Here is a 16500-nt window from a genome sequence, read left to right as displayed (position 1 = left end):
CGCCCGCGATCGGGCGCACGGTGGCGCCGAATGCCACAATCCTGAACGTGAATCCGTTGGCCCGCATCAGCCGTGTGATAGTCGCGTTCCTGCTGGTGCTGCTGGCGGGCACACTCGGCTACCTGATCCTGGGCTTCGGACTCCTGGACGCGCTGTATCAGACCGTCACCACGATTTCGACCGTCGGCTTCCGTGAGGTCCATCCCCTCACACCGACCGGTCAGATGTTCACCATGGTGCTCATACTCGTCGGTGCGGGCACCGTGTTCTATATGTTCGGGGTCCTGTTGGAGGCCCTCATCGAAGGCCATCTGCGCCACCACCTCGAGCGGAGACGAATGGATCGCCAGATATTCCGGATGCGCGGGCACATCATCGTGTGCGGATGGGGCCGGGTCGGGTGTTCCACCGCGAAGTATCTGGAGAGTCTCGGCCGGACCATCGTGGTCATCGACCGGGATCCACAACGGTTGCTGGACATCGAATATCCCAACATTCTCGGCGATGTCACCGACGACAGCGTGCTGCAGGCGGCCGGAATCGAGCATGCCCACGCCCTGATCGCCGCCCTGGACAGCGATGCGGACAATGTCTACGTGACCCTGTCCAGCCGGGCCATGCGCGAGGATCTGGTGATCATCGCCCGGGCGCGCACCGAGAGCTCCAAATCCAAACTGCTGCGCGCGGGCGCGAATCGAGCGGTCAACCCGCAGCTGATCGGCGGGCGGCGGATGGCCGCGTTCGCTCTGCAACCCAATGTCGCCGACTTCCTCGACGTGGTCATGCATGACGATTCCCTCGAATACCGCATCGAGGAGATCGAGGTCGGGCCGCAATCACAACTGATCGGCCGCTCCCTGACCGACACCGCGCTGCGCCACACCACCGGCGCACTGCTGCTGGCCCTGCGAACCTCCACCGGCCGCTTCATCGCCAATCCCAGTGACGATACCCAGCTGCAGACCGACTCCATTCTCATCGTGCTCGGCACCCCGGCCCAGCTCGACGCGGTGCGCACGCACGCCACCAGCTGAGCACCGCAACGATCTCACCGCTGGGCCTCAGCGTCTTCTCAGCGCCGGTGTGAAAGGTTGACCGCAACCCGGTCCATCCGAGAGAGAGCGTGCGATGTCGACCTTCAATGGCCTTCCGACCCACATCCTGTTGGTCCACTTCATCGTGGTGCTGGCGCCGTTGACGGCGATATCGGCGATCGTGGCGGCGGTATGGCCCACCGCGCGGCGCCGTCTCGCCTGGCCGACCCTCGCGCTCGCCACCGCGGTGCTGATCCTGACCCCGGTCACCACCGAGGCGGGTGAATGGCTCGAACATCACGTGGGCCGAAACCCGCTCCTGCGCGACCACACTCACCTCGGCGACACCTTCATCTACTTCGCCCTGGCGCTGTTCGTGGCAGCGGCACTGCTGGCGTTCGTCCATGTCCGGGAAACCCGGGGACGTTCGCTGTCACGCCTTCTCGTCGGCCTGGTCGTGGCGCTCACCATCGCCACCGGTGTGGCCGCGACCGTGCAGATCTACCGGATCGGCGAGTCCGGCAGTCGCTCGACCTGGGCCGGTGTCACCGCCCAGTCCTGAGCGACCACATCGCGCGCGGACCACGTTCGGTTCGCCCCCGCCAGGGGGCTTTGGTCCCTTCACCTCGTGCATGTCGCCCCTAGCGCACCTCACCATCGCGCCGGAGGCTGGTGGTACGGAATCGGATGAAGCGAACGCCGCCAAGGGAATTCGCGACGATCGGCGGGGCTGCGCACGCCCGTCACCATCGGTGTCGACGGTTCCGTAGAAGCTGGAGTTCCGTCATGAGGCACAACCACGTCGCCGATGTCATGACACGCGAAGTGGTGACCGTGCGCAGGCATGCGCAGTTCCACGAGATCGCCCGCCTGCTCGCCACGCATCGCATCAGTGGCGTACCCGTCGTGGACGCGGACGGCCGGGTCACCGGCATCGTGACCGAGGCCGATCTGCTGCTTCGCCATGCCCAGGCCGGTGGCGCCGGACCCGGACCGGTCCGGCGGCGACTGCACCGCAGGGCGATCAGCCGCCGCCTCGCCGCCCGCACCGCGGCCGAGCTGATGACCACCCCGGTGATCACCGTGCGCGCCACCGACCGTCTCAGTACCGCCGCCGCGCTGCTGGCCCGGCACGGCGTCAAACGGCTCCCGGTGGTCGACGCGAACGGCAAACCGGAGGGCATTCTGAGCCGCAGAGACGTGCTGTCCATTCACCGCCGTTCGGACTCGGATATCGCCGACGAGATCCGCGGCGACGTCCTCACCGCGGCCATGTGTGTTCCGCCGTCCGATGTATCGGTCGGGGTAACCGAAGGTGTCGTCTCGCTCCAGGGAAAAGTGGAGCGGCAGAGCATGATCGACATCATCACCCGGCTGGTCGCCTCCGTGGACGGTGTGATCTACGTCCATCACGAACTCACCACGGACTTCGACGATACGCATCTGCCACCCCCGGAACCGGAGAACGTCGGCATCCTGCATCGTTTCATCGAACCGAGGGAATCCCCCGCGCGTCAACAGCATTCGTGAACCCGGCGACGGCAGTCGAACGATTTCCTCGAGCCGCATCGCACCGCCCGCCCGGGCCGAAGACACTGCGGCACAACTCGGTCGGATCCGAGATCCGACGGGACCAAAGGCATACGCCACGCGTACTTGCGCCCCTACTTCGACGTCGCGGCGCGCAGGAGGATCGAGAGACCCCTCGGCGCACGGGCGCCGGGCGGATAAGAAGACCCTCCAGGAGGTCGAAATGCCGCAGTGGCGAGACTTTCTGGACCGTTTCCGCCCGGCTGGGGCGCCGGGGGCCGCGGCCCCGCGCGGCGTACCCGCCGACCGTGCCGCGGAGCTCACCGCCGAACTGACGCCGCTGCTGGCCCGGCTGGACCGGGTGCAGGCCGCTATCGAATACGAGCACGACACCGCCACGCAGCGGGCCGAACGGATACGCGAGGCCGGGCATCGCGAGGCGGTGGCCATCATCGAGCGCGCGCACGCGGATTCCGCCCGTATCGCCGATGAGGCTATGACACAGCGGCTTTCGGAGACGACGAGCGGCTCGCCCGCGACAACGGCCGCCGCGGAACAGGTGCGGACGCTCACGCGTGAACGTATGCCCGCGTATGTGCACGCGACGGTGGAGGTGGCCCGAACTCTGATCGCACGGCTGTGCGATCCGGTCGAGCTGTGATGAACGCGGCGTGGGTGGCGGGACAGGTGCGCGCGGTCGGGCTGCTGAACCGGCGGCTCGGCGCCGAAGGCGCGCATCAGGTCGCCGCGGCCGGTTCACTCGCCGCGGCCCAGCGTCTACTCGGCACGAGCCCGTACCGCCACCGAATCCGAGTGGGCGCGAGCCTGTTCGAGACCGAACACGCCCTCGCCGCCGAGGCGCTGTGGCAGCTGCGCGTACTCGCCGGATGGCAGCCGCGAGCGGGCGCGACAACCGTTCGCCTGCTCGCGGGCGGTTTCGATATCGCGAATATCGGAGCACTCGCCGCTTCGCTGGCCGGGGCCGATCCGGAGCCTCCCTATGAGCTCGGCGCACTCGGTACCGCATGGCCCAGGGTGCGCGACGTTTCGTCCACGGCCCGGTTGCGCGAAGCGCTGCGGCATTCGCGGTGGGGCGATCCGGGCGCCGATTCGACCTCCGACATCACGTTCGGGCTCACCATAGGCTGGGCGGACCGAGTCGCCGCCGGTATTCCGCAAGCGGCTCGATGGGCTGTCGGCGGGGTGGCCCTGATGACGGCCCGGCAGCGGTTGCTCCACGGGCGAGCACTCACCGAACCCACCGCGCATCGGGTGCGCCGAATGCTCGGAGCGCGCGCCGCGACCGCGCATGATCTGGCGACTTTTCGTGCGGCCCTTCCGGTCTCGGCGCGCTGGGCGCTGTCGGACGTCGATGCTCCGGACCAGCTGTGGCGTGCGGAGTTCGGCTGGTGGTCCGGTATCGAGCGGCACGCTCGGGAGCTGGTGCGACAGCGCGGATCCGGGTCGCCGACGCTGGTCGGCGTTGTCGCGCTGCTCGTCGCCGACGCCTGGCGCACCCGCGCCGCCGTACAGTCCGCCGCGGCCGAGCAGCTCTCGACGGAGGTCTTCGATGAGCTTCTCCGATGACCTCGGGCCGATCCGGATGCGGCGGGTGGCCCTGATCGCGCCGTCGAATCTGTTGCGCGCCACGCTGATCGAGGTAGCGGCCGCGGGTACGGTCCAGCTCGACAGTCCGGAGCCCGCGGACCACCCCCGACCGAATACCCCCAGCAGCGCGGGCGCGGTCACACCCGTCGTTTCGGCGCGCGAACCCGATCTCGCCGAACTCGAGCGCACCGGCCGCGCCGATCTGCTCGCGGGTGAGGCGGAACTGCGGTCACGTCTGACCGGGGCGGTTCGGCGACAGGACGTCCGTGCCCTGGCCGGGTGGTGCCCACAACCGGAATTGGCAACGCTCACCACGCGTTTGGCCGCCCTGGGTGCGGCGGTGGTGGAGTTGCCGACACCCTCCGGCATCGATCCGCCGACCCTGCTCGCCGGAGCCAGGCCGATGCGCCGGGCTTTCGCACCGCTGCTGCGTACCTACGGTACGGTGCCCTACCGCGATATCGATCCGACGATCGCGGCCGGGATCGCCTATATCGTCATGTTCGGCATGATGTTCGGCGATGCCGGACACGGCGCGCTACTGCTCGCCGGTGCGGCACTCCTGCGGTTCGGCCGGATGCGCCGGTTGGCGCGACTGCGGCAACTGTGGCCGTTCGTGGCGGGCGCGGGCGCGACCGCGACCTGTTTCGGCGTACTCTTCGGCGAATTCTTCGGCCCCACAGGCGTTCTGCCCGTCGTGTGGCTGGCGCCGCTGGATCAACCACTCCCCCTGCTGGGCACCGCGGTCGCGGTCGGCGCGGTGCTACTGGCCGTGTCCTACGGGATCGGTGCGACGAACCGCTGGCGAGAGGGCGGATTACGCCTGGCGCTCTACTCCGGCACCGGAATCGCGGGTGCGACAACCTTTCTCGGACTCGGCGTCGTGGCGGCGGGAGCGGTGACGCACATCGCGGCGGTGATCATTGCCGGAACGACCGTGACCGCCCTCGGGGTAACCCTGTCGGCCATCGGAACATTCACCGAATCCGGCGGTGGCGCGACCGGCGTCGCCCAGGCCGGAATCGGGATCTTCGATCTGCTGGTGCGGTTGGGCTCGAATGTGGTGTCCTTCGCCCGGCTGGCCGCGTTCGGTATGACCCATGCGGCACTGGGCTGGGTGGTGTGGACGGGCACGATCGCCGCGGCCGGGACCGGGCGGGTGGGACCGGTGCTCGCGGTGATCGTCTTCCTGGCCGGAAATGTGGTCGCGTTCGCGCTGGAGGCGCTGGTGGCGGGTGTACAGGCGCTGCGGCTCGAATTCTACGAACTGTTCTCCCGAGTGTTCGTCGAGGAGGGCCGCCCGTTCGAGCCGTGGCTGATTCGAATCGAGAACTCGGAGGTTGACCCATGGTGACCTGGAAGGAATTTCCGCTCATCCGGGCGGGAGCCGCATCGGCCCGATACGGGCTGCTGATCGCGATACTGCTGAGTGCCGGGGCCGCCCTCGCCGGTCCCGCGGGCGCGCAAACGCTGGCGGCGGCGGAGAATTCGGGCGGCAACTGGGCGGCGCTGCTCGGCGCGGCCATCTCGGTGGCGGCCTCCTCGCTGGCCGCGGCCATCGCGGTCGCCTACACCGGCGCGGCCGCGCTCGCCGCAGTGAGCGAACGCCCGGAGCTGTTCGGCCGGGCGATGGTGATCGTCGGGCTGGCCGAGGGCATCGCCATCTACGGACTGGTGGTGGCGGTGCTGCTGATCGGAAAGGCCTGAGATGGGCGCGGTCGTCGTACTGGGCGAGGCGAGCAAGGTCGAGGGGTACCGACTCGCGGGCGCCACCGTACTGGTGGCCGAGGATCCCGCGGCGGTCCTGCGGGCCTGGGCCGATATCGGTTCCGATACCGCGCTGATCATCGTCACCGCGGCGGCCGCGCGGGTCCTGGACACCGAACTCGCCGCCGGCGCGCCACTCACGGTGGTGATGCCACCGTGAGCGAAACCGTCAGCAGTCCAACGTATTCCACGGACCCGGCCACCGAATCGCGGCACCGGGACCGGAACCTTCCCCCGGTTCGGGACCGGGTCGCCGACGCACTCGAACCGGTTGCCGCCGAACTCCGGCGGCGCGCGGACGCCGATACGGCCCGCATACTGGCCGCCGCTCGCGAGGATGCGCGCGCGGAGGTGGAACGCGCCGAGCGCGAAGCCGCCGCCATTCTCGAGCGTGCCCGCGCCGACGGTGCCGCCCGCGCCCTGGCCCATATGACCGAGGCCGAACGCCGCGCCCGGCGCGAGGACCGCACGAGCGTGCTTACCACGCAACGGATCGCCTACGACCGATGGCGACAGGAATCGATCGCCGCCGTGCTGCGCCTGGGCGCCGAACCCGGCTGCGCCGGAGTATCGGATCGATTGCGGGACCGGGCCATTCGGCTACTCGGCGCACAGGCTCGGATCATCGAGGACGCCGCGGGCGGCCTGGTCGCCGAGGCCGATGGGCGACGACTCGACTATCGGCTGATCACCATCGCCGCGCAGGCGCTGGACGGCGTCGAACCGGATATCGGCGGGCTCTGGTCATGACCACCGATCCCACACCGCTGATCCGGCGCGTCACCGGACCGCTGATCGAAATGGACGGCTTCCCGGGTATGGCCATGAACGACTTGGTGGCGCTGGGCGCGCACGGGCTGCCCGGCGAGGTGGTCGCGATCAACGACGGGCGGGTCACCGTGCAGGCCTACGAGTACACCGGTGGACTCGGTCCGGGCGATACGGTATCGCCACTGCGACAGCCGCTTTCGGCGCGGCTGGACCCGGGCCTGCTCGGCGGTGTGTTCGACGGACTGCTACGACCGCTGACGACCGCGCCCACCTGGCTCGAGCCCGGCGCGGCCGCACCGGCCGACGGCCGGCTATGGCACTTCCGGCCGCGAGCGCGCCCCGGCGATCAGGTCGAGGCGGGCGCGGTGCTCGGTACGGTGAGCGACGCCGGACCACTCGAATACCGAATCCTGGTTCCACCCGGCGGTGATGGTCGCCTGGATTCCCTTGCGGCCGAGGGCGATTACCCCTCCGAACAGGTGATCGCCACCATCGACGACCGGCCCGTCACACTGACCATATGCTGGCCGGTGCGCCTGGCTCGGCCGTACCGCGACCGAGCCGTCGCCGGGGCGCCACTGCACACGGGCCAACGCGCGGTGGATCTGCTGTTTCCGGTGCCCCGCGGCGGGAATGTCAGTGTGCCAGGCGGTTTCGGCACCGGTAAGACGGTGCTGCTGCAACAGCTGGCGAAGTGGTGTGATGCGGACGTGATCGTCTATGTGGGCTGCGGGGAGCGCGGCAACGAGATGGCCGAGATCGTCGCGGAGCTGCTCGCGCTGACCGATCCGCGCACCGGCGGCCGGTTGGCCGATCGCACCGTGATCATCGCCAACACCTCCAATATGCCGATGATGGCCCGCGAGGCGAGCGTCTACACCGGTGTGACCGTCGCCGAGCATTTCCGCGATATGGGCTATCACGTGGTGCTGGTGGCGGATTCGACCTCACGGTGGGCGGAGGCGTTGCGCGAGTTCGCCGCTCGCACCGGCGTGCTGCCCGCCGAGGAAGGCTATCCGGCGGATCTGGCCTCCGCGCTGGCGGCCTTCTACGAGCGGGCCGGCGCGGTGACCACACTCGGCGGTGCGGCCGGATCGGTCACCATAATCGGCGCGGTGTCGCCGCCGGGTGGGGATGTGTCCGAACCGGTCACCACGCATACCGAACGATTCGTCCGATGCCGATGGACGCTGGATCGCGATCTCGCCTACGCACGACACTATCCGGCCATCTCCTGGGCCGACTCGTTCTCCCGCGATGTCGACGCGGTCGCGGCGGGATACGCCGCGGCGGGCGATGCCGAGTGGGGTGTGCGGCGCGGCCGGGTGGTGCGGCTGCTCGCCGAATCCGATCGACTGGTCGCGCTCACCGAACTGGTCGGCACCGCCGCCCTCCCCGCCGACCAGCGCATGGTGGTGCTCGGCGGGCGGCTGCTGCGCGAGGCCGTCCTACAGCAGAACGCGTTGTCGCCCAATGACGCCCACTGTTCGATGGACAAGACCACCGCACTGGTGGAGGCGGTGCTCGCGGTGTTCGATCGCTGCCGGGAACTGGCCGGATCCGGAATCGCGGCCGAGCGGATCGAGGAAATGGATTTCGGACCGCTCGTGCGCGCTCGTGAGGCAGCCGGCCCGCAGGATACGGCCGCGGTACGCCAGCGGCGCGATCTCGTACTGGCCGAGCTCGGGGAGCTGTCGTGAAGCGAGCGGCGGACGCGCGGTGGACGCGATATACCGGGGTGCGCGAGATCCATGGCCCGTTGTTGGTCGTCACCGGCGTCAACGGAGCCGGATGGGACGAACTGGTGCGCGTCGAACTCGCCGACGGCCGGGTGCGACACGGTCTCGTCCTCGAGGCCGACGGCGATCTGGCGGTGGTGCAGCTGTTCGAAGGTACCGATGCCATCGATCCCGGGGCCGTCGCCGTCGAATTCACCGGTGGCCCATTACGTATCGCGGTCGGCGACGGCTGGCTGGGCCGGGTGTGCGGCGGTCGTGGTGTGCCCATCGACGGTGGGCCCCCGATTACGGGCCATCCGGTGCCGGTCGCCGGGGCCCCGCTGAACCCGATGCATCGCATACCCCCCGCCGAACCGGTACTGACCGGCATCTCCGTCATCGATGTGCTCGCCACCCTGGTGCGCGGCCAGAAATTGCCGGTGTTCTCCGCGCCCGGGCTCCCGCATCTGCGCCTGGCCTGCCAGATCGCCGCCCAGTCGGCCACCGGCGGCGAACCGTTCTGTGTGGTCTTCGCCGGGATGGGTCTCACCCACGCCGATGCCGCCTACACCCGCGAGGCTCTCGAAGAGCGCTCGGCCGCGGGCGAATTGGTGCTACTGCTCAATCTGGCCGGCGATCCGGTCATCGAGCGCCTGCTGACCCCGCGACTGGCCTTGACCATCGCGGAGAATCTCGCGTTCGAAGGCGGACGGCACGTCCTGGTCGTACTCGGCGATATGACCAATTACGCCGACGCCCTGCGTGAAGTGTCCGCCGCGCGCGGCGAATTGCCCGGCCGCAGAGCGTATCCCAGCTATCTCTACAGCGATCTGGCCGCACTGTACGAGCGCTGCGGGCGAATCACGGGGCAACCGGGCTCGGTGACCGTGGTACCGGTGCTGACCATGCCGGGCGGTGACCTCACCCATCCGGTCCCCGATCTCACCGGATACATCACCGAAGGCCAACTGGTGCTGTCGGGGGACCTGCACGCGCGCGGGGTGTATCCGCCGATCGATATGCTCTCCTCTCTGTCCAGGCTGATGCGCAACGGTGCGGGCCCCGGGCGCACCCGCGCCGACCACCTGCCGCTAGCCGCTCAACTATTGGCCGTGCTGGCGCGCGCCCGGCAGGCCCGGGAGCTGGCCGAGCTCATCGGCGCCGACGGTTTGACTCCGGTGGACCGCGCCCACCTGGCGGCCGAGGAAGCCTTCACCCGGGAGTTCGTGAATCAGGGCCCCGGTGCAGTGCGCACGCTCGACGATTCATTGGATCGCGCCTGGCGGGCACTGGATCCACTGCCGCGCCGGGCCCTGTCCATGCTCCCCGACGAGCTGCTCGACGCGTACCGACCGGTCACCGGCGCCGCCGCCACCGAAGGCTGAAAACGATGACCGCACTGCGTATTCCGCCCGGGCGCGCCGGACGACTCTGGCTCCGCAGGCGACTCGACCTCGCCGAACGCGGTGTCGCGCTGCTGGACCGCAAGCTGGCCCTGCTCGAACCCGAGGCCCGCCGCCGCACGGTATTGCGCGATGACACCGCCCGCGAATGGGAAGCGGCCTGCGCGCATGCGCGCACCTGGCAATTGCGTGCGGCGCTGCTCGGCGGCCGACGCGCACCGCGGTCCGTCGCGGTTCCGGCCGCGGACATCACCGTGCGCACCGCGGCAATCGCCGGAGTGCGATACCCCTGCGGCGTGGATTGCCGTCTCCCCCAGAACCTTCCGAACAATCCGGACGAGAGCGCCACCCTCCTGTCCGCCCGCGCTGCCCACCGCGAAGCCCTCTCCGCCGCGGCCACCCATGCCGCCGCCCGGGCCGCGGCCCACGCACTCGAGCGCGAACTCGCCGCCACCCGCATCCGAGTCCGAGCTCTGCGCCACCATCGCATCCCGGCCCTGCGCACCGCGCTGGCTCAACTCGAATTCGCGCTGGAGGAACAGGAACGCGCCGACCTGGTTCGACTCACCTGGGCGGGGAGGAAGCCCGCCGCGTCCGACTCCTCACGCGAGCGCGAGGTCGCGGCGACGGAATCGATACAGTCCGAATACGAACAGGGCCAGGCCGATCAGCGTCAAGGCCAGCACCGGCGGGTAGGCGACGCGCTGCATGGGAACCCGCGCCAGGGCATGGAACGGTGACAGCGTCAGCGACCAGCCGGGCGCTTTCAGCGCGGTACCCACGTTGTCCCAGAGGAAAGCCGCCGCCACCAGCCCGTACAGGAAGGCCACCGCGCGTGGCGCGAGCGCCAATACCGTCGTCGCGCAGCCCACCGTGATCACGATGAGCGGCAGACTGTTGAGCGAGGCCAACAGCAATGAGCTCACCCGCACCTGCTCTCCGGTGAGTGCTGCTCCGGCCCACAGGGATACGGCCGCGATCAGGGTCAGCGCCGCCGCGAGTACCGTGGCCAGGAACGCACGGCCGCTCAGCCAGCCGATTCGGGAGCGCGGCATGGCCAGCAGCAGTTCCAGTCGGCCCGTGGCCTCTTCGCCACGCGCCGCGACCACCAGGGTCACGGCCAGCAGCGCGGCCAGCAGTTGGAAGAGCGAGTACATCGCCGAGACGAATCCGTCGACGGCCAGCCGCTCACCGAAGAACTGGGCGTACGCCGGGGTGCGGTGAAGGAAGTCGAGCATTGTTTTGATCATCGCCCCCATCAGCATTCCGTACAGCGTGGTGCCGACGAACCAGAAACTCAGATGCGATATCTCATCGCGCAGTGCGGCCTGCCAGGGCGCACCGAGCAGTATCCGGCGCGGTGGTCGACTGTCCCGCGCGCCGAGTAGTCCGCGCCCGATATCGCGCGCGGTGAGCAGCGGCAGCGCGATCAGCACCGGTATCGCCGTCGCCACGATGATCACCGCGAGTGCGATGGTGGACGGTGCGGCTGGTGGGCGCAGCTCCTCGAACCAACCCAGCGGGGTTACCCAGCGCAGCCAGGTCATCCCCTCCCCCACATCGGCGGGTGCGCGAATCAGGAAGGCGGCCACCAGAATTCCCGAGGCCAGCAGGCGTGCACCGCGCACCGTGGCCGCGAGCTGACTGATCAACGCGGCGACCGCGGCGAAGAACAGGGCCGGCAACATCAGTTGCAGGCCGAGCTCGACGCAGTTGGCGAAGGTGAGCAGATGCTGTGGCAGCCCGACCGCGGCCAGACCGATCACGGTGACCGCGCCGATGATCAGGGTCTGCACGGTGGTCGCGGTCAGGGCGGCGGCGAACCAGCGCCGCCGCGGTTGGGCGCCGCTGAGCACCAATTCCCCACGCCCGGCGTCCTCTTCCCCGCGCAGCGCGCCGGTGGTGATGATGATCGCCCAGACCGCCATGATGATTCCGACGCTGGTCATGGTGCGCCAGGACACCCAGCCCGCCGGATCGGCGATATCGAACGGGTAGCCGTACAGCACTCGCAGTGCGCCATTGTTCACCAGTGGTGCCAGCATGCTGGTTCGGGTGGCCCGGTCCGGGAAGGCCGAGACGTAGGTCTGCAGCGCGGCGACACAGAATACGCCCATCAGAATCGTCATGGCCGCCAACGACATTCGATTCGCGCGCAGCCGGGCACGGACCAGTACGACCCAGCCGTGCGAGACCACCCCGGTCATCGGACCGGCACCGGGACCGCACCGTCGGGAGTACCGGAAGACCCCGCGTCGCCGTGGTAGTGGATCAGGAAGATCTCCTCGAGGCTCGGCTCCCGACTGTCGATCGTGGTGACCGGTAGCCGCGTGAGGGCGGCCAGCAGCGGTCCCATTTCGCCCCGAACCTGCAGTGCCACATGATGATCGGTGGCTTCGCCGACCTCCACGCCACCGAGTCGCCGGAGTGGTTCGAGATCGACATCGGCAGTCGCGAAGTTCACCTCGACCGTGCGCGCCGACAGATGCCGCAGCTGCTCCAGGGTGCCCTCGTCGACGAGTCGCCCCGCGCGCAGAATACCGACGCGATCGCAGACCGCCTCGACCTCGCTGAGCACATGCGAGGACAGGAATACCGTTTGAGCGCGATCGCGGGCCTCGATCACCGTTTCGCGAAAAGCGGCCTCCATCAACGGATCCAGGCCCGAGGTGGGCTCGTCGAGGATGAGGATGTCGGCCCGGGTCGCGAAGGCGGCGACGAGTTGGATCTTCTGCCGATTGCCCTTCGACAGCGCCCGTACCTTCTTGTCCGGATCGAAATCGAAGCGCTCGATCAGTGTGTCGCGATACGCCCGATCGCAGCCGCCGCGCAGGTTCTCCAGATATTCGAAGGTCTCGGCACCGGTCAGCCCCGGCCACAGGGTCGCCTCGGAGGCGACATAGGCGCAATACCGGTGTGCCGCCACCGGATCCGACCAGGCGTCGCGATCGGCGATGCGCACACTGCCGGCGCTCGGCCGATGCAGGCCGAGCAGCAGGCGGATGGTGGTGGTCTTGCCCGCACCGTTCGGTCCGAGGAAGCCGTAGATCTCGCCGCGCGGGATATCGAGCTCCAGCCCGTCCAGAGCGAGCGTGTTCTCATAGCGTTTGGTCAGGCCGTGCGCCTCGATGACACCCATGACTCAGGTGCCGATCGGGCGGCTGATGCGGCGCCATTCGGAGTCCCACTGGGCATTACGGCCCAGTGCCAGCAGCCGGTTGACCGTCCAGACCAGGGCCAGTCCACCCAGCCAGGTTCCCAGCAGGACGACGACACCGGTATTGATTCCCGAACTCACCGCCGCCGAGGCGGGGCGCGGCGGAGTCGTCGGCTTACCGTCCGGGCCGAGCCACATCCGCACCTGCGATCCGACGGTCGCGGTCCGGTCCACAGCCACGGTGGCCGCACCGGCTTCGCCCCGGTACGACCATTTGACCGGGGCTTGGAAGTCATCGCTGCGGAAGCGGGTCTGTGTGGCCGCGGCAGTCGGTTCGGCGGTGACGGTGGCGGGAATCTGGACCTTCACCGAATCCTCGGCGCGAATCTGTTCCACGGCCTGGGTGTAGCGTGCGGTTCCGGCGGCCCCGGCGACCGAGACCATGACGAGCATGACCGCGATCACCACCAGCCGCAGCGCATTCTCGAATCGGTCGGAGCCGCGCATCAGCGGATTCGCACTCCACGGCCGCAGCCGCCACATGCGCACGGGCAGTACCGGATTGTGCTGCATGGCATGTCACCACTCTCTCTTCTGCAGTCTATTGCTCGTTGCCGGGTTCGGAAAAGGTTTCGGGCGCGTGCTCGGCGAGGGGTCGCACGACCTCGTTCAGGGCCAGGCGAGGCGTGACGGGCACCGGGTCGGCGCTGGTCGCCGCCCAGCCCATGCGGATGATCAGTTGCGGATAGCCGAAGCCGCCGAGCAGCTCGGTGCGAATCCGTTCCCGGATCTCCGGCAGCTCCAGGGGTTCGCTGAGCGGGCAGGTGGCGAACCCGCGCGCGGTGGCGGTGAGCAGGACCGCGCTGGCGGCCTCACCGGCACGCAATCGGGCCTCGATATCGTCGGATGCGGTGCACACCAGCAACATCGGCGCGGGATCGGAGGTATCGCGGACCACCGCCTCGGCCAGCTCCGGTGCGGAGAAGGGCCGCACGGTGGGATCGGTCGCGAGCACCGCGGTCCGGGCCGGGACCCCGTACGAGGCCGCGTGCCGGCCACTCCAGAACGCGAGCTCCGCGCCGTAGTCGCGGTCACCGGCGTGTGCGGCGGCGGCCTGCTCGAACGCGCCGAGCAGCCGGGTGTGGTCCTCCGGCGAGTCCACCACGCTGACCAGCACGCCCTGCCCGTTGCCGGCCGCGATCACCTTCGCGATCTGACCGGCGGGCACCTCCCAGGAGGTGAATCGGCGCCGGTCACTGTGTCGTTTGCCGATGGCGCCGGCGAGCCGGACATCCTCCGGTGTCGCGGTGACCGCGTGGAACTCGATCGACGCCAGGTGACTCGGCTCGGCCGGGTTGGGTAGCCGGTGGATCACCGACTGCCAGCCGAAGACCCGCATGGCGACGGTCAGATGATGCAGTGCCGCACCGCAACTCACCAGCAGATCGCGATGGTCGGCATCGGCGTGCGGTAGCCGCCTGCGGTGGTCCGCGTACAGCTGCACCGTGGTGTCACCGATCTCCCACAGCCAGGGCTGGGTGTTGTGCACCGAGGGGGCGCGCACCGCCAGCGTGAGCGCGGCCCGAATGGTGTCATGGTCCGGATGATTTCTCGACATCGCTTGTCCTCCTGAACTTTTAGTACTTCGCTCAGGCCCTGCGGACCACGAGCATCGGGCAGGGCGCCAGATGCAACAGCGTCGTGCTGGTCGAGCCGATCAACATGCCCTTGACCCCGCCGCGGCCGTGCGAGCCGACCACCAGCAGTTGGGCCTTGTCGGCGTGTTCGAGGAGTGCGCGGACCGGGGTATCGCAGGCCACGACGCGTTCCACGGTGACCTCCGGATACCGCTCCGCGAAGCCCGCCAGGCTCTCGCCCAGCAGCAGCTCCTCGGTCTGGCGGATGTCCTCCCAGCCCACGACCGGCAGGTCGAAGCCGGTGGTATCGCTCCAGGCGTGTACGGCGATCAGGCCGACCTTGCGCCGCGAGGCCTCCTCGAAGGCGAATTCGATTGCGGGCACGCTGTTTTCGGTACCATCGACACCGACCACCACGGGCTCGGTCGCCGCACCCGGATCGGTCTCGGACACCCCGGGCACCACCGCGACCGGGCAGTGCGCGCCGCGCGTCGCCGCGGTGCTCACCGACCCCAGAATGGCCCGGCGCACCGCGCCGCGCCCACGATTGCCCACCACCAGCATGCGCGCTCGCGTCGACTGCCGCAGCAGGGTGGGAATGATCGAGTCGAAGGTGAACTCGGTACTGATCTCGATCGCGCCATCGGGCACCGTGTTCTCCACGATACGCGTGGCCTCCGCCAGCACCCGCTCCCCGTCCTTGCGCAACCAGGCCACATCCGGAGCCGTCGCCGCCCCCTGCCCCGCCGCGACATTCGGAATCCCGTACGCGGTGAGAATATGCAGTGGCCACTGCCGCAACCGCGCCTCGACCGCGGCCCAGGCCACCGCCTGATAGGAGATCACCGACCCGTCGACCGCCACGACAAGGGGAAGGGTGCTCTGGTCCACCGCGTGAATCGCGTTGTCGGTCATGATTCCTCCTGGATGCGCTGTGCACCGAGCATCCCGCGCGCACCCCACCCCACCCCAGAGACCAAGGTCCCCCGCCACCTGGGACCTGGGACCCCGTATTCACCTGCGGAAAGGCCGTCGGGCACCGAGTCCGGGAACGGGTGCGCGGGAATGCCCGCCGGTGCCCCGGAAACGCGCCGCCGTTGGCACGCGGCTAGCCTTCTTCCCGAGTCAGTCACCGCGGAGGATCGATCTTTCAACCAACGACCCACGGAGAAAGCACTCTATGGCGGATGAACAGCGCGTTCAGGCGATCGACAAAGATGGTTCGTACGAGCATGTTCCGAAACCGGTTGCGGTGGCCGGGGGTGACCGGCGCACACCCCGGGACGGTGTCGACGGTTCACATATCGGGCAGTTGGCCGCGATCGCGCACGGTGACCGTGAGGCCTTCGTGCGGTTCTATCGGTCCACCCATGACCGGGTATTCGGGCTCGCGCTGCGAATCGTACGGGCGCGGGTGGTGGCCGAGCGGGTTACCGAGGAGGTCTATCTTCAGGTGTGGGAGTCCGCGGGTCAGTTCGACCGGCGAGCGAACACTCCGATCGGCTGGCTGGTGGCGCTGACCCATCGTCGAGCGGTGGATCGGGCGCGCGGCGAATCGCGTTCCCGCACCGGCGCGATTCCGTCGCCGGTACGCCTATCGGGCCCGGCCTGCGGAACCGCCGCGGCGGAGCATCGCGCCGGGGCGATCATGCGCAGACTCGAGGCGCTCACGGCGGCACAGCGTGAAACCCTCACTCTCACCTATTACAGCGGATGGACGTACTCGGAAGTAGCCGAGCAACTGGGGATCTCATCGACCGATATCGTTATCCGCTTGCGCGACAGCATCGAACGGCTCGGCCGGATTCCCACGGTTTCCTAGCCGCACCACGACCGGACCGTGGCCGCCCTCATCGAGACGATGGCGGCCACGGT

17 protein-coding genes are annotated in these 16500 nt (G+C 69.0%); 13 read left to right on the top strand and 4 right to left on the bottom strand.

Translation table 11 applies throughout. The features are described from left to right. The first annotated feature begins 41 nt into the window (after window positions 1-41). From OHB26_RS27410 to OHB26_RS27355, 12 genes are all read left to right on the top strand, one after another. On the top strand, window positions 42-1034 hold the full coding sequence (locus OHB26_RS27410) for a potassium channel family protein (RefSeq protein WP_330185801.1): 993 nt from the start codon (window positions 42-44) through the stop codon (window positions 1032-1034). A 94-nt stretch (window positions 1035-1128) separates the two neighbouring features. After that, the gene (locus OHB26_RS27405) at window positions 1129-1596 is read left to right on the top strand and encodes a DUF2231 domain-containing protein (protein WP_330180128.1); all 468 of its coding nucleotides are present in this window, start codon (window positions 1129-1131) and stop codon (window positions 1594-1596) included. A gap of 224 nt (window positions 1597-1820) precedes the next feature. After that, window positions 1821-2564, top strand: a complete 744-nt coding sequence (locus OHB26_RS27400) for a CBS domain-containing protein (RefSeq protein WP_330180127.1) — start codon at window positions 1821-1823, stop codon at window positions 2562-2564. A gap of 223 nt (window positions 2565-2787) precedes the next feature. Next, window positions 2788-3225, top strand: a complete 438-nt coding sequence (locus OHB26_RS27395) for a hypothetical protein (RefSeq protein ID WP_330180126.1) — start codon at window positions 2788-2790, stop codon at window positions 3223-3225. Beyond that, window positions 3222-4151, top strand: coding sequence for a hypothetical protein (locus OHB26_RS27390; protein ID WP_330180125.1), 930 nt, complete (start codon window positions 3222-3224; stop codon window positions 4149-4151). Before OHB26_RS27395 ends, OHB26_RS27390 begins: the two co-directional genes overlap by 4 nt. After that, on the top strand, window positions 4135-5526 hold the full coding sequence (locus OHB26_RS27385) for a V-type ATPase 116kDa subunit family protein (protein ID WP_330180124.1): 1392 nt from the start codon (window positions 4135-4137) through the stop codon (window positions 5524-5526). Before OHB26_RS27390 ends, OHB26_RS27385 begins: the two co-directional genes overlap by 17 nt. Next, complete coding sequence (locus OHB26_RS27380; RefSeq protein WP_330180123.1) at window positions 5520-5879, top strand: ATP synthase subunit C; 360 nt, start codon at window positions 5520-5522, stop codon at window positions 5877-5879. Before OHB26_RS27385 ends, OHB26_RS27380 begins: the two co-directional genes overlap by 7 nt. Window position 5880: 1 nt before the next feature. Next, entirely contained in the window at window positions 5881-6099 is a 219-nt protein-coding gene (locus tag OHB26_RS27375) for a hypothetical protein (protein WP_330180122.1), read from the top strand. Further along, window positions 6096-6689 carry a hypothetical protein gene (locus OHB26_RS27370; RefSeq protein ID WP_330180121.1) on the top strand — a complete coding sequence of 198 codons (594 nt, stop codon included), beginning with the start codon at window positions 6096-6098 and terminating at the stop codon, window positions 6687-6689. Before OHB26_RS27375 ends, OHB26_RS27370 begins: the two co-directional genes overlap by 4 nt. Next, on the top strand, window positions 6686-8410 hold the full coding sequence (locus OHB26_RS27365; protein WP_330180120.1) for a V-type ATP synthase subunit A: 1725 nt from the start codon (window positions 6686-6688) through the stop codon (window positions 8408-8410). Before OHB26_RS27370 ends, OHB26_RS27365 begins: the two co-directional genes overlap by 4 nt. Beyond that, on the top strand, window positions 8407-9813 hold the full coding sequence (locus OHB26_RS27360; RefSeq protein ID WP_330180119.1) for a V-type ATP synthase subunit B: 1407 nt from the start codon (window positions 8407-8409) through the stop codon (window positions 9811-9813). Before OHB26_RS27365 ends, OHB26_RS27360 begins: the two co-directional genes overlap by 4 nt. Window positions 9814-9818: 5 nt before the next feature. After that, complete coding sequence (locus OHB26_RS27355; RefSeq protein ID WP_330180118.1) at window positions 9819-10571, top strand: V-type ATP synthase subunit D; 753 nt, start codon at window positions 9819-9821, stop codon at window positions 10569-10571. A gap of 1463 nt (window positions 10572-12034) precedes the next feature. Here the strand turns inward: OHB26_RS27355 and OHB26_RS27350 are convergent. From OHB26_RS27350 to OHB26_RS27335, 4 genes are read right to left on the bottom strand one after another with little or no spacing between them, the layout of a single operon-like run. Continuing rightward, the gene (locus OHB26_RS27350) at window positions 12035-12970 is read right to left on the bottom strand and encodes an ABC transporter ATP-binding protein (RefSeq protein ID WP_330180117.1); all 936 of its coding nucleotides are present in this window, start codon (window positions 12968-12970) and stop codon (window positions 12035-12037) included. Between the two features lie 3 nt (window positions 12971-12973). After that, the gene (locus tag OHB26_RS27345) at window positions 12974-13561 is read right to left on the bottom strand and encodes an Rv1733c family protein (protein ID WP_330180116.1); all 588 of its coding nucleotides are present in this window, start codon (window positions 13559-13561) and stop codon (window positions 12974-12976) included. A 28-nt stretch (window positions 13562-13589) separates the two neighbouring features. Continuing rightward, window positions 13590-14606 carry an Acg family FMN-binding oxidoreductase gene (locus OHB26_RS27340; protein WP_330180115.1) on the bottom strand — a complete coding sequence of 339 codons (1017 nt, stop codon included), beginning with the start codon at window positions 14604-14606 and terminating at the stop codon, window positions 13590-13592. A gap of 31 nt (window positions 14607-14637) precedes the next feature. Further along, window positions 14638-15540 carry a universal stress protein gene (locus tag OHB26_RS27335; protein WP_330180114.1) on the bottom strand — a complete coding sequence of 301 codons (903 nt, stop codon included), beginning with the start codon at window positions 15538-15540 and terminating at the stop codon, window positions 14638-14640. 265 nt (window positions 15541-15805) lie between these two features. Here OHB26_RS27335 and OHB26_RS27330 point away from each other — a divergent pair, with 265 nt between their 5' ends. Further along, window positions 15806-16447, top strand: a complete 642-nt coding sequence (locus tag OHB26_RS27330) for a sigma-70 family RNA polymerase sigma factor (protein WP_330180113.1) — start codon at window positions 15806-15808, stop codon at window positions 16445-16447. Window positions 16448-16500: the final 53 nt, after the last annotated feature.

Origin of the sequence: Nocardia sp. NBC_01503, assembly GCF_036327755.1 — a bacterium.
Taxonomy (GTDB): domain Bacteria; phylum Actinomycetota; class Actinomycetes; order Mycobacteriales; family Mycobacteriaceae; genus Nocardia.
Note: the sequence above shows the minus strand (reverse complement) of the source record. Positions and strands in the feature narration are given on the sequence as shown.

Bases quoted from the DNA above. Each gene is read 5' to 3' on its own strand.
- OHB26_RS27405 (WP_330180128.1), top strand. From the start codon at position 1,129: ATGTCGACCTTCAATGGCCTTCCGACCCACATCCTGTTGGTCCACTTC.
- OHB26_RS27400 (WP_330180127.1), top strand. From the start codon at position 1,821: ATGAGGCACAACCACGTCGCCGATGTCATGACACGCGAAGTGGTGACC.
- OHB26_RS27395 (WP_330180126.1), top strand. From the start codon at position 2,788: ATGCCGCAGTGGCGAGACTTTCTGGACCGTTTCCGCCCGGCTGGGGCG.
- OHB26_RS27385 (WP_330180124.1), top strand. From the start codon at position 4,135: ATGAGCTTCTCCGATGACCTCGGGCCGATCCGGATGCGGCGGGTGGCC.
- OHB26_RS27380 (WP_330180123.1), top strand. From the start codon at position 5,520: ATGGTGACCTGGAAGGAATTTCCGCTCATCCGGGCGGGAGCCGCATCG.
- OHB26_RS27375 (WP_330180122.1), top strand. From the start codon at position 5,881: ATGGGCGCGGTCGTCGTACTGGGCGAGGCGAGCAAGGTCGAGGGGTAC.
- OHB26_RS27365 (WP_330180120.1), top strand. From the start codon at position 6,686: ATGACCACCGATCCCACACCGCTGATCCGGCGCGTCACCGGACCGCTG.
- OHB26_RS27355 (WP_330180118.1), top strand. From the start codon at position 9,819: ATGACCGCACTGCGTATTCCGCCCGGGCGCGCCGGACGACTCTGGCTC.
- OHB26_RS27350 (WP_330180117.1), bottom strand. From the start codon at position 12,970: ATGGGTGTCATCGAGGCGCACGGCCTGACCAAACGCTATGAGAACACG.
- OHB26_RS27345 (WP_330180116.1), bottom strand. From the start codon at position 13,561: ATGCAGCACAATCCGGTACTGCCCGTGCGCATGTGGCGGCTGCGGCCG.
- OHB26_RS27340 (WP_330180115.1), bottom strand. From the start codon at position 14,606: ATGTCGAGAAATCATCCGGACCATGACACCATTCGGGCCGCGCTCACG.
- OHB26_RS27335 (WP_330180114.1), bottom strand. From the start codon at position 15,540: ATGACCGACAACGCGATTCACGCGGTGGACCAGAGCACCCTTCCCCTT.
- OHB26_RS27330 (WP_330180113.1), top strand. From the start codon at position 15,806: ATGGCGGATGAACAGCGCGTTCAGGCGATCGACAAAGATGGTTCGTAC.